Below are 14,357 nucleotides of genomic sequence, written 5' to 3'. Positions count from 1 at the left end.
TGATGCTACGCCTTTTTGCGCGACAGCCACGCACGCGTGGGCGTGTCAGTATTCGCTGTATTTGCGCGCGTCGCCGCGCACCTGCTGCGCCGGGTATTTTTGCGCGTTCAGTGCCATCTTTTCCAGCACGGCCGCGTGCAGGTCGACGCCGCTCTTGTCGGCCAGGCGCACCAAATACATCAGCACGTCGGCCAGTTCGTGGCGGATGCCCGTGCGCTTCGCCTCGTCCAGCTCGGCATCGGCGCCCGTGGGTAGCCACTGGTAGTGCTCGGCCAGTTCCGCCACTTCCACGGACAGGGCCATGGCCAGGTTCTTCGGCGTGTGGAACTGGTCCCAGTCGCGCTCGTCGGCAAAGGCGCGCAGGCGCGCGCGGATGTCGAGCAGGCTGTCGGTGGGCGCGCTCATGCGGCCGCCTGCAGCGGTTTTTCCATGAAGACACTGAACGGGTCGTCGCGATAGTCGCCGTACGGTCCGCGCCGCTGGTAGCCGTGGCGTGCGTACAGGGCGATGGCCTCGGGCTGGTGGATGCCCGTCTCCAGCGTCAGCAAGCGGCAGCCGCGCGCCAGCGCCTGCTCTTCCAGCAGGGCCAGCAGGCGCTTGGCCAGGCCCAGGCCGCGGCTGTCCGGGTGCACGTACATGCGCTTGACCTCGCCGAAATCGGGCGTGACGACGATGGCGCCGCAGGCGCGCGCCGCGCCCGCCGCATCGCGGGCGACGGCGAACAGCAGGGTGTCGGGCGGCAGGGACGCCAGGTCCAGCGAGTAGACGCACTCGGCCGGATACAGGGTCTGTTGATAGGCATCAAGCTCGGCGATCAGGGTTTGCACGTCGGCTTGCTGCGGCGATTCCAGGTGAATTTGCATGGCGAAAGCACGTTGACTGAGATTGCCCCCATGGTATCACTGCGGCCGCGCCAGGCGCATGCTCAGGCCGATGGGCGACATCACAAAGCCCATCAGTTCCTGCGCCTCGCCGCCATCGGGCGTGTCGACGCCGGCGATGTCGAAGCTGCCCAGCAGCATGGCCATGGCGATCTTGATTTCCAACAAGGCCAGATAGCGGCCCGGGCACGTGCGCAAGCCGGCGCCGAAGGGCATCGAAGCGCGCTTGTTGTTCGCCTCGCCGCTGTCGGCCAGCCAGCGCTCGGGCTGGAAGGCCTGCGGGTCGGGAAAGTGCGCCTCGGACATGGTGTCGTGGCGCATCACGCACCAGACGAGGGTGCCGGCCGGCACGGCGATGTCGCCGATGACCGTGTCGCGCAGCGCCTCGACGGGCAAGAAGGGCGCCACCGGTTTCAAGCGCATGGCTTCGCTGGCGCAGGCGCCCAGGTAGTCGAGGCTATCCATCTGCTCGATCGTGAAATGGGCCGCGTCGGGCGCCAGGCGCCGCACTTCCTCGCGCGCCCGCGCCAGGCATGCCGGATGGCGTTGCAGCAGATAGATCATCCAGGACACCGTGTTGGCCGTCGTATCCTCGCCCGCCAGCAGCATGGTCAGCACATTGCCGGCCACGTTGCGGTCGGTCACGCCGCTGCCCTCCAGGTCGGCGGCGGCGATCATGGCTTCGAGCAGGTTGGGCGGACGCGCGCGGCGCGCCGGGTCGTGCGCCATGCGCGTGCGCGCCTGCTGCACCAGGCCGGCCACGGCGGCGGAGAGGGCCGCCACGTCGCGGTCCAGACGGCGGTCGATGGGCAGCTTGAAGTAGCGCCAGTACGGGAACATGGACAGGCTGCGCCGCGCCACGGCGGGCAGGATGTCGTCCATGTGGCGCTGGATCACGTCTTCGCCCGATTCGAGCGTGTTGACTTCCGTGCCGAAAGCCAGGCCGGCGATGATGTCGACCGTGTAGCGTTTCAGGTCGCCATCGAGGTCGATCGCCTGGCCTTGCGTGGCGGCAAGATGCCAGCGCCGCTGCAGGCGCTGCGCCACCGTCACCAGCGCGGGGAAATAGGCCTTGATGGCGCCGGGCGCCATGCCGGCCATCACCATGCGGCGCTGGTTGCGCCACTCCGTGCCTTCGGCCAGGAACAGGCCGGGGATGCCGCCCATTTCCTCGGACACGATGGAACTGCTCAGGGGGCGGCGAAAGCCGTCGGGCCGGTCGCGCAGCACGGCGGCGACGGCCTCGCTGTCGGCCACCACCAGCACCAGGGTGCGGCCGAACCAGGCGCGCAGGTAGGGGCCGTAGCGCTGCACCCATTGTTCCACGTCGCGGTGGATGCGCGTGAGCTTGAGCTGCAGGCTGTTGCCGACGATGGGCAGGGCGAAGGGCCCCGGCAGGCGGCGGATCTGGCGCAAGGGCGTGGCGACGGCGGGCGCGGCGGCATGGTCGAGCGGGGGCATGGCGTACTCCTGGTGGATGGCGACAATGACGTCACTGTAGCGCGCTGGCGCGCCCGCGTCTTGAACGAATACGACATCGTGCGCGGCCAGAAATTGCCGGTACAATCGTCGCCATGCCTGCCGCCCCTACGCCCCTGACCCGTCTGATCGCGCCGCGCGCCGCGCTCGCTTCCTGCGTGCGCGCCATCCTCGTGCGCGACACCACGGACTGCGCGCTCCTGCCGCCGGCGCAGCGCCTGAACCGCTTTCCCGCCGCGCCCATGTGCAGCATCGTCTGGACCGTCGCCGGCGACGTGGAAGCGGCCGCGCCGGGCCTGTCGCTGCCGGACGTGCGCATGCCGCCCGCGCTGTTCGGCGGCCCCCGTTCGTATCCGCTGGTCAGCTACAACCCCGGTCCCGTGCATTCGTTCGTCGTGATGTTTTATCCGGCCGCCCTGCATGCGTTGACGGGCATCTCGATGGATGCCTTGCTGGACCAGTTTCGCCCTCTGGGCGCGCTGTTCGATGCCGACTGGCTGGCCCTGTCCGACGCCGTGCTGGCCGCGCCGGACGACGAGGTTCGCGTCAGGCTGGTGGAGGATTTTCTCGCGCCCCGCTGGCAACTGGCGCGCCAGAGCGGCGACCAACCGGCCGGCGCCGTGCAGGACTGGGTGCGCCGCCTGGGCGTGCAGGCCGCATCGACGGGCCTGGCCAGCAGCGCGCGCAACATCGAGCGCCGCATCAAGGCCTGGGCCGGCCAGCCCATGCGCACCTTGCGCCGCATGCGCCGCGCGGAACAGCTGTTCCTCGACGAGCGCGGCGCCATCCTGCAGGGCACGGCGTCCTGGTCCGACGTCGCCGCCAGCGGCGGTTACGCCGACCAGGCGCATTTCTGCCGCGAGACGCGCGCAATCACGGGCTTGAGCCCCACCGAGCTGGCGCGCGCCATCCGCGACGACGAGAGTTACTGGGTCTACCGGATATGGGCGTAGGCCGGATTAGCGGCGGGACGCCGCGTAATCCGACACCAGCGTCTTGCAACGATGTTGTCGGATTACGCTCTACGAGCTAATCCGACCTACCGTTCCTTGTACACCTTGCCCTTGGATAAGGTCACTTCATGGTGCCCGGCGCCGGGCGCCATCATGGGGAAGCAGTTTTCCGCGCCGTGCACGCGTACGTCGAGGAAGTACGGGCCGTCGGACGCCAGGCAGGTAATCAATGCCGCGTCGAGTTCCTCGCGCCGGCTCACCGTGTGCGCCTGCCAGCCGAATGCGCGCGCCAGGGCGACGAAGTCGGGCAGCGCTTCCGTGTAGCTGTGGCTGTAGCGCCCGCCGTGTATCAGTTCCTGCCACTGGCGCACCATGCCCATGTAGCCATTGTTCGACAACACCACTTTCACGGGCAGGCGGTGCTGCACGGCCGTGGCCAGTTCCTGGATATTCATCAGGATCGAGGCGTCGCCGCTGACGCACACCACGCATTTGTCCGGGTGGGCGATCTGCGCGCCGATGGCGGCCGGCAAGCCATAACCCATGGTGCCGGCGCCGCCCGACGTCAGCCAGCGCCGGGGCTGCTCGAAACGCAAATGCTGCGCGGCCCACATCTGGTGCTGGCCCACGTCCGTGGAAACGATGGCGTCGCCGCCATCCATGCTGTCCAGCGCCGCCTGCAGCCGCCGCATCAGCGCCTGCGGCGCGATGACGTCGGGCGTGTCGTCGAACGCCAGGCTGTTTTGTGCGCGCCAGCCATCGATGCGCTGCCACCACGGCTGGCGGTCCGCCAGCAATCGCCCGCGCAGCTGCGCCAGCAGAGCCGCCAGCACGGGCGCGCAATCGCCGCGCAGGGCCACGTCGGCGCGCACCACCTTGCCGATCGACGCCGGGTCGATATCGACGTGGATGACCTTTGCGTTGGGACAAAAGGCATCGAGACGTCCCGTCACCCGGTCGTCGAAGCGGGCGCCCACGCAGACGATCAGGTCGGCATGGTGCATGGCCAGGTTTGCTTCCAGGGTGCCGTGCATGCCCAGCATGCCGAGGAAGGCCGGGTGCGCGGCGGGAAAGGCGCCCAGGCCCAGCAGGGTTAATGTACACGGCGCGGCCGCCAGTTTCACCAGCTGGCCGAACGCGGCGCAGGCTTCCGGGCCGGAATTGACGAGGCCACCGCCGCCATAGAACACGGGCTGGTGCGCGGAGGCGATCAGGCTGGCGGCCCGTTCGAGATCGGACGCTGCCGGCGGCGGCGCCGGGGCCGGCGTGGCAGGGGCAAGCACCGGCGTTTCCTGCACCGGCGCCAGCTGCAGATCCTTGGGGAAATCGACCAGCACGGGGCCGGGCCGGCCCTGCGTGGCTTGCACGTATGCTTCGCGCACGACGGCCGCCGTTTCATCGGCCGTGCGGATTTGCCGGTTCCACTTGGTGACGGGGCGCGAAATGCCCAGCGCGTCGCATTCCTGGAAAGCGTCGGTGCCGATGCTGGTGGTGGCCACCTGGCCGCTGATGCAGATGACGGGTACCGAATCGCACAGGGCGTCGAGCAAGCCCGTGGTGGTGTTGCTCATGCCGGGGCCGGACGTGACGAAGACGACGCCGGGCCGGCCCGTGCTGCGTGCGTAACCTTCGGCCGCGTGCACGGCCGCCTGTTCGTGGCGCACCAGCACGTGGCGCAGGCGGGGCTGGGCGTGCAGCGCGTCGTACAGGGGCAGCACGGCGCCGCCCGGGTAGCCGAAGACGGTGTCGACGCCCAGCGCCAGCAGGGTGTCGATCAGGGTGCTGGCGCCGTTATGGGAGGCGCGCGCGAGGAGGGGGGCGGGATCGGGTTTCATGGCCTTATTTTCTGCCTGATGCGGCAGAAAAGGCTGCTAGTTTTCTCGTATAGAATGCAGTATTCAGCAAAATTTGCTGTGAAATAAGGATATGACAGAATGAAGCTCGACAAATTCGACCTCGCCATCCTGACGGCCCTGCAGCAGGACGCCCGCATCAGCCTGCATGACTTGAGCGCCAAGGTGGGCCTGACCTCGTCGCCATGCTGGGCGCGCATCAAACGCATGGAAGACGATGGCGTCATCGAGGGTTATACGGTGAACGTCAATGCGGCCAAGGTGGGACTGGCCGATACCGTCATCGTGCAAGTGACCCTGGACGACCATTCCGACCAGGCCCTGTTCGAATTCGGCCACGCGCTGGCCATGATCCCGGAAGTGCTGGAAGCGTTTCTTGTGTCCGGCGACTACGATTACTACCTGCGCATCGCCGTCAGCGACACGCGCGACTACGAACGCCTGCTGCGCGAGCGCCTGTATAAAATTCCCGGCATCCGCCACAGCAAATCGAGTTTTGTGTTGCGCCAGCTCAAGCAGAGCTACCTACCCTTGCAGCGCTAGCTCCCCGCACGGCGGGAGTTTTTCCCTAGGCCATCCCCCGGTGGCTGCCTGATACTGGGCAGTAATAAAAAACACGATAAATCGGGGATATGCATGAGACTGACCTTATTCGCGGCCGCCGCCATGGCGCTGTGCCAGGCGCAAGCTGCCGACCTTGCCGACCCTGCCAGCCTGGAGCTGGCGTACGACTTGCCCACCGTCATCATCACGGGCAGCATGCCGCTGCCCACCGTGGAGCAGCCGCGCGACACATTCGCCGCGCCCGTGCAGACGGCCAGCGCGCAACAGATCGCCGGCAGCGGCGCGCTCGACATTTCCGCCTTCCTGCGCCGCAACCTGGGCAGCGTCTATGTGAACGAGGTGCAGAACAATCCGTTTCAGCCCGACGTCAGCTATCGCGGCTACACGGCCTCGCCGCTGCTGGGCACGCCGCAAGGCCTGTCCGTGTATCTCGATGGCATGCGCCTGAACCAGCCGTTTGGCGACGTCGTCAGCTGGGACTTGATCCCGCGCATGGCGATCGCTTCGCTGACGCTGATGCCCGGCTCGAACCCCCTGTTCGGCCTGAACACCCTGGGCGGCGCGTTGGCCCTGCAGACCAAGGATGGTCTGAGCAATCCCGGTACGGCCGTCGAGGCGCGCCTGGGTTCGCACCAGCGGCGCGGCGTCGAGTTCGAGCATGGCGGCAGCCATGCCAGCGGCTGGCACTGGTATGCGACGGGCAACCGTTTCAAGGAAGAGGGCTGGCGCGACGATTCGCCGTCGGACGTGCGCCAGCTGTTTGGCAAGCTGGGCTGGAGCGATGCGCGCACCGACATCGCCGTCACCGTGGCCCACGCGGACAATGGGCTGACGGGCAACGGCTTGCAGGAGCAGCGAATGCTGGCGCGCGACTACCGCAGCGTCTACACCAAGCCCGATTTGACGCAAAACAAGTCCACCCTGCTGAATGTGACGGGCAAGCACCAGGCCGGCGCTGGCTTGCTCTTGTCCGGCAATGTGTACTACCGCAAGATCGACACGCATACCTTCAATGGCGACCTCAACGACGAGTCGCTCGACCAGTCCGTCTACCAGCCCGGTGCGGCCGAGCGGGCGGCGCTGGCGGCGGCCGGCTACACGGGCTTTCCCGCCAGCGGGGCGAACGTGTCGAATACGCCGTTTCCGAAATGGCGCTGTATCGGCAACGTGCTGCTCAACGACGAGCCGGCCGAAAAGTGCAACGGCATGATCAACCGCAGCCATACGCAGCAGGAAAACTATGGCTTCTCGGGCCAGTTCACGGCGCTGGCCGACCTGGCCGGAGCGCGCCATGCCGTCACGGCCGGCGCCGCCATGGATAGCAGCCACGCCACGTTCCGCCAGACCAGCCAGTTCGGCTATCTGAACCCGGACCGCAGCATCACGCCCGTCGACTTCTTTGCCGACGGCACGGAAATCGACGACGACGGTACGCCCGTCGACAACCGGGTCGACTTGAGCGGGCGCATGCGCACGTGGAGCGTGTATGCGAGCGACAGCATGGCGTTGAATCAAGCATTGACCCTGACCATCTCCGGCCGCTACAACCGCAGCACCGTGCGCAACCGCGACGCCATCACGCCCGGCGGCGGCAGCGGCTCGCTCGATGGCGACCACCGTTTCAGCCGCTTCAATCCCGCCATCGGCCTCGCCTATGCGCCGGCCGCGGGCGTGAGCGCCTATCTCGGCTACAACGAAGGCAGCCGCACGCCGACGGCCATCGAGCTCGGCTGCGCCGACCCGGAAAACCCGTGCCGCCTGCCCAACGCCATGGCGGGCGATCCGCCCTTGAAACAGGTGGTCACCAAGACGTGGGAAGCAGGCGTGCGCGGCCAGTGGGGCGACGTGGCCCGCTGGAGCGCCGGCGTGTTCCGCGCGGAAAACCATGACGATATCCTGTTCGTGGCCGACAACCAGGCCGGTTTCGGCTACTTCAAGAATTTCGGCAAGACGCGCCACCAGGGCTTGGAGCTGGCGGCCGACGGCAAGGCGGGCGCGCTGGACTTCGGTGTCAATTACACGTGGCTGCAGGCGACGTATCAAAGCCGCGAAACCGTCAACGGCAGCGCCAACAGCAGCAGCGATGCGCAGGCTCCCGGCCTGGACGGCAATATCGTCATCACGCCCGGCAACCGGATACCGCTGACACCGAGCCACATCTTCAAGGCGCACGTGGACTATCAGGGCGGCCGCGACTGGACGGTGGGCCTGGCCATGACGGCCGTGTCGAGTGCCTACGCGCGCGGCAACGAGAACAACCAGCACCAGGCGGGCGGGCCGGCGTACCTGGGCGCGGGCAAGAGCGGCGGCTACGCTGTGGTCGAGCTGAACGGCAAGGTCCAGCTGACGCCGCAGCTGAGCGTGTTCGCCCAGGTGAATAATCTGTTCGACCGCAAATATGCGACGGCGGCCCAGCTGGGCGCGACGGGCTTCGACGCCAACGGCAATTTTGCCGCCCGGCCGCTGCCCGCCGTGAACGGCGACTATCCGATGGTCAACGCGACGTTCTATGCGGCCGGTGCGCCGCGCAGCGTGAATGTAGGTCTGCACTACGCATTTTAAGGGAGGATATGCTCGATGACCCCGTTGCGCAGCGCCAGGTGGACCAGGGCGGCGGGACCGGGCACGTCGAGTTTTTCCTTGATGCAGGTCTGGTGGTTGGCCACGGTCTTGCTGCTCAGGTGCAGCAGGCGGGCGCAATCGGCGGCGCTGCGGCCTTCGGCCAGCAGGCGGAAGATTTCGAATTCGCGCTGGCTCAGGCTGCTCAAACGGTCCGCTTCCATGCGGGCCGTACCGTGCAGCACGCCCGGTGCGCTGTGCGGATCGAGGTAGCGGCGGCCCGCGTGGGCCGCACGCACGGCGTCGACCAGGTGTTCCGGGTCCGCTTGCTTGCTGACGAAGCCGCAGGCGCCACCCTCAAACGCGCGCGCGATCAGCTGCGGCGTGTCGTGCATGCTGAACACGAGCACGCGGGCGCCGGCATCGCGGGCCAGCAGCTTGCGCAGCAATTCCAGGCCGCCGATGCCGGGCATGGACAAATCCGTCACGCAGACGTCGGGCGCGTGCTCCTGGTACAGGGCATACGCCGTCTCGCCATTGCCCGCCTCGGCCACGACGGCGATGTCGCCCCCTTGTTCCAGCAGCCGGCGGTAGCCCGTGCGCACCACCGGGTGGTCGTCGACCAGCATTACGCGGATCGGGCTCATGGCCGCGTTCATGCCGCACCGGCCGCCAGCGGCATCGCCACTTCGATGCGCAAGCCCTTGCCCAGCGCGCTGATCCAGCGGATATGGCCGCGCTGGCCGGCCACGCGCTCGCGCATGCCCAGCATGCCGAAGCCATCTGCTGGCGTTTTATCCGGGCATAAACCCTGGCCATTGTCTTCGATGGTCAGGTGCAGCACGCCGTGCGCATCGGCGCGCAATTCCACCGTGGCACGGTCGGCGCCCGCGTGGCGCGCCACGTTCGTCAAGCCTTCCTGCACCAGGCGGTAGATGGCGGTGGCGGTGCTGTCGTCGAGGCTGGCGGGGATGGCGCGCGGCGCGAAATGGCAGGCGATGCCGTGCTGCTGGGCCCAGCTGTCGCACAGCGCCTGCAGGGCCGGCGCCAATCCCAGGCTGTCGAGCACGGGCGGACGCAGCCGGCGCAGCATCGTGCGCACCATCGCATGCAGCGCTTCCGACGAGCGGGCGATGCTGGCGGCGCAGGCCTGCACGTTCGCCTGGTCGCCCTCGCGCGCGCGCAGGATGTAGCTGGCGGCGGCGCGGATGGCCGTGCAGTCCTGTCCCACTTCATCGTGCAGCTCGCGCGCCAGCGCGCAGCGCTCCTCTTCCTGCGCGCGCAGCAGGCGCTGCGTGAGGGCGCGGTTCTGCGCCAGCAGCAGCGCCACCTGGCGTCCGCGCCGCACGGCAAAGCCGGCCAGCGCCAGCACCAGCAGCAGCAGGCTCAGGGCCAGTTCATCGAGTTGCCAGTGTTCCTGGTGCCCGAGCGCATGCGTCAGACGTTCGGCCAGGTCCAGCCTGGCGGCCAGCAGGAAAAAAGCCAGCGCCAGCGCGCCGCACACGAGGAGGCGCCGGGCCGGCCGCGTGCCTGAGCGGCCGCTGCCGGCCAATTGGTAGTGTTCCATGATGCTGCTCCCTGAGCACGGTCGATCTTCTTGTTGTGCAAGGTTCATGCCATCGGTGCAGGGGCGGGCGTCATGCGGGGCAGGGGAGGAGTGACTGTTCCAGGATGGAACAGGTGTACCGCGATGTGACGGTGCGCGCTTGCGCTGGCCGCGGGCACGGTTTTCGAGCTTATCTGAAGTCGCGCCGGCACGCTGGCGCGCACGTCTGCAGTGCGAGGCATTGTTGTTCCAATGTAACGTTGAGATTCCTCAAGCTTTCATAGATAAAACAAAACAAAGTTTCGCAGGCTTAGATAAAAAATAAATAAATGATATTAAAAATATGATATTTGTTTTGTGCGGTTTGCTATATTTGTTGACACTTTTGTGAAAAAGCTGAAAGCGGGCGCCAGACCTGCCGACCTATCTATCCACAACAATCAAGGGAATAGAATGAATCGTCTATCACATGCGCGGGTATCGCCCGCCATCGTCTATCGGCCCGCTACCCGCGGCCGCGCCACCGTCCTGGCCGCGCTGGCCACCTTGTCCGTGCTCGCTTCGGCGCCGGCCATGGCCGATGTCCTGACCTTCGACAGCTTGCGTCCCGACGTGTACGCCAGCGGCCAGACGCTCAATACGTCCAGCTACAACCTGCTGTTCCTGGCCGACCCGACCACGGCGGCCGGCGGCGGCGTCAGCGGCGTGGGCGCCATCCTCGATGGCCGCGCGGGCTCGTCGTGCGACATCGCCGCCTGCCCGCAGGGCGCCACCGGCAATTACCTGGCCATCCTCAACGATGGCGGCGTGAATTTCGCGCGTGCCGACCGCCAGGCGTTCAGCCTGGCCGGTTTCGACTATTCCTTCATCGCGCCCGTCTCCGGCTTGCCGAACCAGAATTGGGGCGAACTGCAGCTGAGCGGTACCCTCAGCAACGGCCAGGTGGTCAGCACCTCGCTGGCGTTTCCCGGCCAGGGCAGCGATGGCAATTACCATTTCCAGGGCGCTTCCCTGCTGGGCGGTTTCAGCAACTATGCGTTCACGGGCCTGACCTTCAACGCCTGCATTTTCAATGACACTGGCGTGTGCAGCAATTCCATCGATTTCCCCGCCTTTAACCAGGGCCAGTTTGCGCTCGACAATATCAACATCAGCGCCGTGCCGGAGCCGTCGACCTACCTGCTGCTGCTGGCCGGCCTGGGCGCCATCGGCATGCTGTCGCGCCGCCGCACCCGCAAGTTCGCCGCGTTCACCGTGCAAGGAGCGTGAGATGAAATTACGTCCCGTTTCCCTTGCCATCCTCCTGCTGGCCGCCAGCCTGGCGCAAACGGCGCAGGCGCAGGAACGCCGTTCCTACATCGTGCAGCTGGTCGACAAGCCGGCCGCCACCTACACGGGCCAGGTCGACGGCCTGGCCGCCACCAAGCCGGCCCCGGGCGCGCGCATCAACGTGGGCGCCGCCGACGTGCAGGCCTACCTGAGCTACCTCGACAGCAAGCAGGCCGCCGTGGCCGGCACCGTCAGCGCGGCTGAAATCACGCACCAGTACAGCGTCGTCTTCAACGGCTTTTCCGCCTTGCTGACGGACGATGAAGTGCGGGCCCTGAAGAAAAACAGCGGCGTGGCCAGCATCAGCGCCGACTCCATCCTGCAGCTCGACACCACTTACACGCCCAGCTTCCTGGGCCTGGACAAACCGGGCGGCATCTGGGAGCAGCTGGGCGGCAAGGCGCACGCGGGCGAAGACATCATCATCGGCATCGTCGACAGCGGCATCTGGCCCGAGAACACGGCCTTTGCCGACCGCCTCGACGAGAACGGCGTGCCCAGCCACAGCGGCAGCAACGTCGTCTACGGCGCACCGCCGGCCAGCTGGCAGGGCACGTGCCAGACGGGCGAAGGTTTTTCCGCCGAGAATTGCAACAACAAGCTGATCGGCGCGCGCTATTACCGCGCCTCCACCTCGGCGCTGCACTGGACGGAATTCCTGTCGCCGCGCGATTCCGTCGCCGGCCTGACGGGCCACGGCGGCCATGGCACGCACACGGCCTCCACGGCCGGCGGCAACAACGGCGCCATCGCCACCTCGAATGGCGTGTCGCTGGGCAAGGCCTCGGGCATGGCGCCGCGCGCCCGCATCGCCGCCTATAAAGTCTGCTGGACGGCCGCATCGACGGGCCGCAACGGCTGCGCCACGGCCGACAGCGTGGCCGCCATCGACCAGGCGGTGAAGGATGGCGTCAACGTCATCAACTTTTCCATCGGCCCGAACGCGGGCGGCGGCGCCTTCGACGAACCGACGGAAGTCGCTTTCCTCGGCGCGGCGGCGGCCGGCGTCTTCGTCGCCACCTCCGGCGGCAATTCCGGCCCGGCCACGCCCGCACCCGACGTGCCGGCACCCGTCTCGCACATCAGCCCGTGGCTGGCAACGGTGGCCAATTCCACGCATAACCGGCTGTATGCGGGCAATGTCATCCTCAGCAACGGCACGAAACTGGAAGGCGCATCGAGCAATGCGAAGACGCCGGCGCTGCCGCTGATCCGCTCGCGCGACGCGGGCCTGGCCGGCGTGCCGCCGACGGACGTCAATCTGCTGCGCTGCTTCGGCGCGGCCGATGCCGCCTCGGCTTATCTGGACCCGGCGAAAGTGGCGGGCAAGGTACTCGTGTGCGACCGTGGCGGCAACGTGCTGGTCAACAAGAGCGCGAATGCCAAGACGGCGGGCGCGGCGGGCGTGGTCATCGCCAACGTGGCCGGCGGCGCCAACACCATCATCAATCAGGCGCACGTGCTGTCGACGGTGCACCTGGCGCAGGCGCAGGGCGACGCGCTGAAGGCTTTCATGGCGTCCAATCCGGACGGCACGGCGGCATTGGGCGAAATCCACACGATCGCCGACACGACGGTGCAGGCGCCGATCGTCAGCGACCGTTCCTCGCGCGGACCGAACGTGGCCAACGCGAACATCCTGAAACCCGACCTGTCCGCGCCCGGCACCAATATCCTGGCCGGCGTGACGGCCGACCTGACGCCGGCACAGCGCGATGCTGTGGCGGCCGGCGGCGCAGCGCCCGTGGCGGAATGGGATTTCTATTCCGGCACCTCGATGGCCAGTCCGCACGTGGCCGGCGTGGCGGCGCTGCTCAAGCAGCAGCACCCGAGCTGGTCGCCCGCGGCCATCAAGTCGGCGCTGATGACGACGGCCTTCAGCACGTATTCCGATGGCTTGAACGGTTCCGTGTCGTGGGATGCCACGGCGAAGAACTCGGGCCAGCTACCTTGGGGCCAGGGTGCCGGCCACATCGCGCCGAACAGCGCGGCCGATCCCGGGCTCGTGTACGACGTGTCGGAAATCGACTATGCGCGCTTCCTGTGCGGCCTGAACCTGAAGGTCTACAGTCCCGCCACCTGCCAGGCCATCGGTACCATTCCTGCCTATAACCTGAACCTGGCGTCGCTGACGGCGGCCAACGTGCTGGGCACGCAAACCTTGACGCGCACGGTGACCAACGTGGGCGCCAGCAGCGCCGTCTACAACGTCTCGGCCAGCCTGCCCGGCTACACGGTGGCGGTGACGCCAACGAGCCTGAGCCTGGCGCCCGGTGCCAAGGCGCAGTACCAGGTCAAGCTGACGCGCACCACGGCGCCGGCCAATACCTGGACCTACGGCGCCCTGAGCTGGACGGATGGCACGCACACGGTGCGCAGCCCGCTGACGGCGCGCGGCACCTCGCTGGCCGCCATTCCGCTGGTCAGCAGCGAAGCGGCCACGGGCAGCAAGGTGCTGACCCTGGGCACGGGCTTCTCGGGTGCGCTGGTCGGCGTCAAGTCGGGCCTGGTCGAAGCCGTGCGCGAGTCGCGCACGATCGGCCAGGCAACGACGGGCGCTGCCGCTTCGGCCGCCTGCAAGGCGGGCGGCGCCACGGGCGTGAACGTGCACAACGTGGTGATTCCGGCCGGCACCCTGGCGGCGCGCTTTGCCACCTACGACGCGGAAACGACGGGCGGCGCGAATACCGACATGGACATGGAGGTCTACAACGCCGCCAATGTGCTGGTTGGCAGCAGCGGCAATGAAAGTTCCAATGAGCAAGTGGAACTGCGCCTGCCCGCCGCCGGCACGTACAAGGTGTGCGTGATCGGTTTCGCGCCGCAAAACGGCCAGGCCGACTACACCCTGTCCTCGTGGGTACTGGCGCCGGGCTTGAACAACGGCAGCTTCAAGGCGCTGATGCCGGGCACGGCCTACACGGGCGGTACGGCGACGGTCTCGCTGAGCTGGTCCAACCTGGCCGAAGGCAAGCGCCACCTGGGCGCCGTCGGCTACCAGGTGGCTGGCGTGGTGCAGGGCGTCACGGTGGTCGAGGTCAATACCAACGATCCCGTGCCGCTGTTCCAGAACGCGCGCAGCGCCAAGCCGGTGCTGGCCGAATAAGCCGCTCATGGTATGAACAAAGGCGTGCCTCCGGGCACGCCTTTTTTTTATGCACTCCCCCCCGTTCGGGAGGAATAGCACTTGCAT

11 protein-coding genes are annotated in these 14,357 nt (G+C 67.4%); 5 read left to right on the top strand and 6 right to left on the bottom strand.

What is annotated here, in order from left to right:
- Positions 1 to 45: 45 nt before the first annotated feature.
- Genes ACQ4WQ_RS12680 through ACQ4WQ_RS12670 form a run of 3 tightly spaced genes read right to left on the bottom strand, consistent with a single transcriptional unit; the run spans position 46 to position 2,342 of the window.
- Complete coding sequence (locus tag ACQ4WQ_RS12680; protein ID WP_436497518.1) at positions 46 to 405, bottom strand: nucleotide pyrophosphohydrolase; 360 nt, start codon at positions 403 to 405, stop codon at positions 46 to 48.
- Complete coding sequence (locus tag ACQ4WQ_RS12675; RefSeq protein ID WP_436497516.1) at positions 402 to 863, bottom strand: GNAT family N-acetyltransferase; 462 nt, start codon at positions 861 to 863, stop codon at positions 402 to 404. Before ACQ4WQ_RS12675 ends, ACQ4WQ_RS12680 begins: the two co-directional genes overlap by 4 nt.
- 36 nt (positions 864 to 899) lie before the next feature.
- Positions 900 to 2,342, bottom strand: a complete 1,443-nt coding sequence (locus tag ACQ4WQ_RS12670; protein WP_436497514.1) for a cytochrome P450 — start codon at positions 2,340 to 2,342, stop codon at positions 900 to 902.
- 113 nt (positions 2,343 to 2,455) lie between these two features.
- Between ACQ4WQ_RS12670 and ACQ4WQ_RS12665 the strand changes: the two genes are divergently transcribed.
- Positions 2,456 to 3,313, top strand: coding sequence for a helix-turn-helix domain-containing protein (locus tag ACQ4WQ_RS12665; protein ID WP_436497512.1), 858 nt, complete (start codon positions 2,456 to 2,458; stop codon positions 3,311 to 3,313).
- Between the two features lie 86 nt (positions 3,314 to 3,399).
- On the opposite strand, the gene ilvB is transcribed toward ACQ4WQ_RS12665, so the two are convergent.
- A complete protein-coding gene (gene ilvB / locus ACQ4WQ_RS12660; protein ID WP_436497510.1) occupies positions 3,400 to 5,148 on the bottom strand; it encodes a biosynthetic-type acetolactate synthase large subunit in 1,749 nt (582 codons plus the stop codon).
- A gap of 99 nt (positions 5,149 to 5,247) precedes the next feature.
- On the opposite strand from ilvB, the gene ACQ4WQ_RS12655 reads away from it, so the two are divergent.
- Complete coding sequence (locus ACQ4WQ_RS12655; RefSeq protein ID WP_070217690.1) at positions 5,248 to 5,709, top strand: Lrp/AsnC family transcriptional regulator; 462 nt, start codon at positions 5,248 to 5,250, stop codon at positions 5,707 to 5,709.
- 93 nt (positions 5,710 to 5,802) lie between these two features.
- Positions 5,803 to 8,292 carry a TonB-dependent receptor gene (locus ACQ4WQ_RS12650; RefSeq protein ID WP_436497508.1) on the top strand — a complete coding sequence of 830 codons (2,490 nt, stop codon included), beginning with the start codon at positions 5,803 to 5,805 and terminating at the stop codon, positions 8,290 to 8,292.
- On the opposite strand, the gene ACQ4WQ_RS12645 is transcribed toward ACQ4WQ_RS12650, so the two are convergent.
- Both ACQ4WQ_RS12645 and ACQ4WQ_RS12640 read right to left on the bottom strand, forming a co-directional pair.
- A complete protein-coding gene (locus ACQ4WQ_RS12645) occupies positions 8,289 to 8,936 on the bottom strand; it encodes a response regulator (RefSeq protein WP_436497506.1) in 648 nt (215 codons plus the stop codon). The two genes, ACQ4WQ_RS12650 and ACQ4WQ_RS12645, sit on opposite strands and share 4 nt — an antisense overlap.
- Before the next feature lie 8 nt (positions 8,937 to 8,944).
- Positions 8,945 to 9,856, bottom strand: coding sequence for a histidine kinase (locus ACQ4WQ_RS12640; protein WP_436497504.1), 912 nt, complete (start codon positions 9,854 to 9,856; stop codon positions 8,945 to 8,947).
- A 432-nt stretch (positions 9,857 to 10,288) separates the two neighbouring features.
- Between ACQ4WQ_RS12640 and ACQ4WQ_RS12635 the strand changes: the two genes are divergently transcribed.
- Both ACQ4WQ_RS12635 and ACQ4WQ_RS12630 read left to right on the top strand, forming a co-directional pair.
- Positions 10,289 to 11,104, top strand: a complete 816-nt coding sequence (locus ACQ4WQ_RS12635; protein ID WP_436497502.1) for an NF038120 family PEP-CTERM protein — start codon at positions 10,289 to 10,291, stop codon at positions 11,102 to 11,104.
- Between the two features lies 1 nt (position 11,105).
- Positions 11,106 to 14,270: a S8 family serine peptidase gene (locus ACQ4WQ_RS12630; RefSeq protein ID WP_436497500.1), complete on the top strand. Its 3,165-nt coding sequence runs from the start codon at positions 11,106 to 11,108 to the stop codon at positions 14,268 to 14,270.
- Positions 14,271 to 14,357 lie beyond the last annotated feature (87 nt).

It is taken from the genome of Janthinobacterium goodfellowi (assembly GCF_051380695.1).
Lineage (GTDB): Bacteria > Pseudomonadota > Gammaproteobacteria > Burkholderiales > Burkholderiaceae_D > Janthinobacterium.
This window is presented reverse-complemented; position numbering and strand designations above follow the sequence as displayed.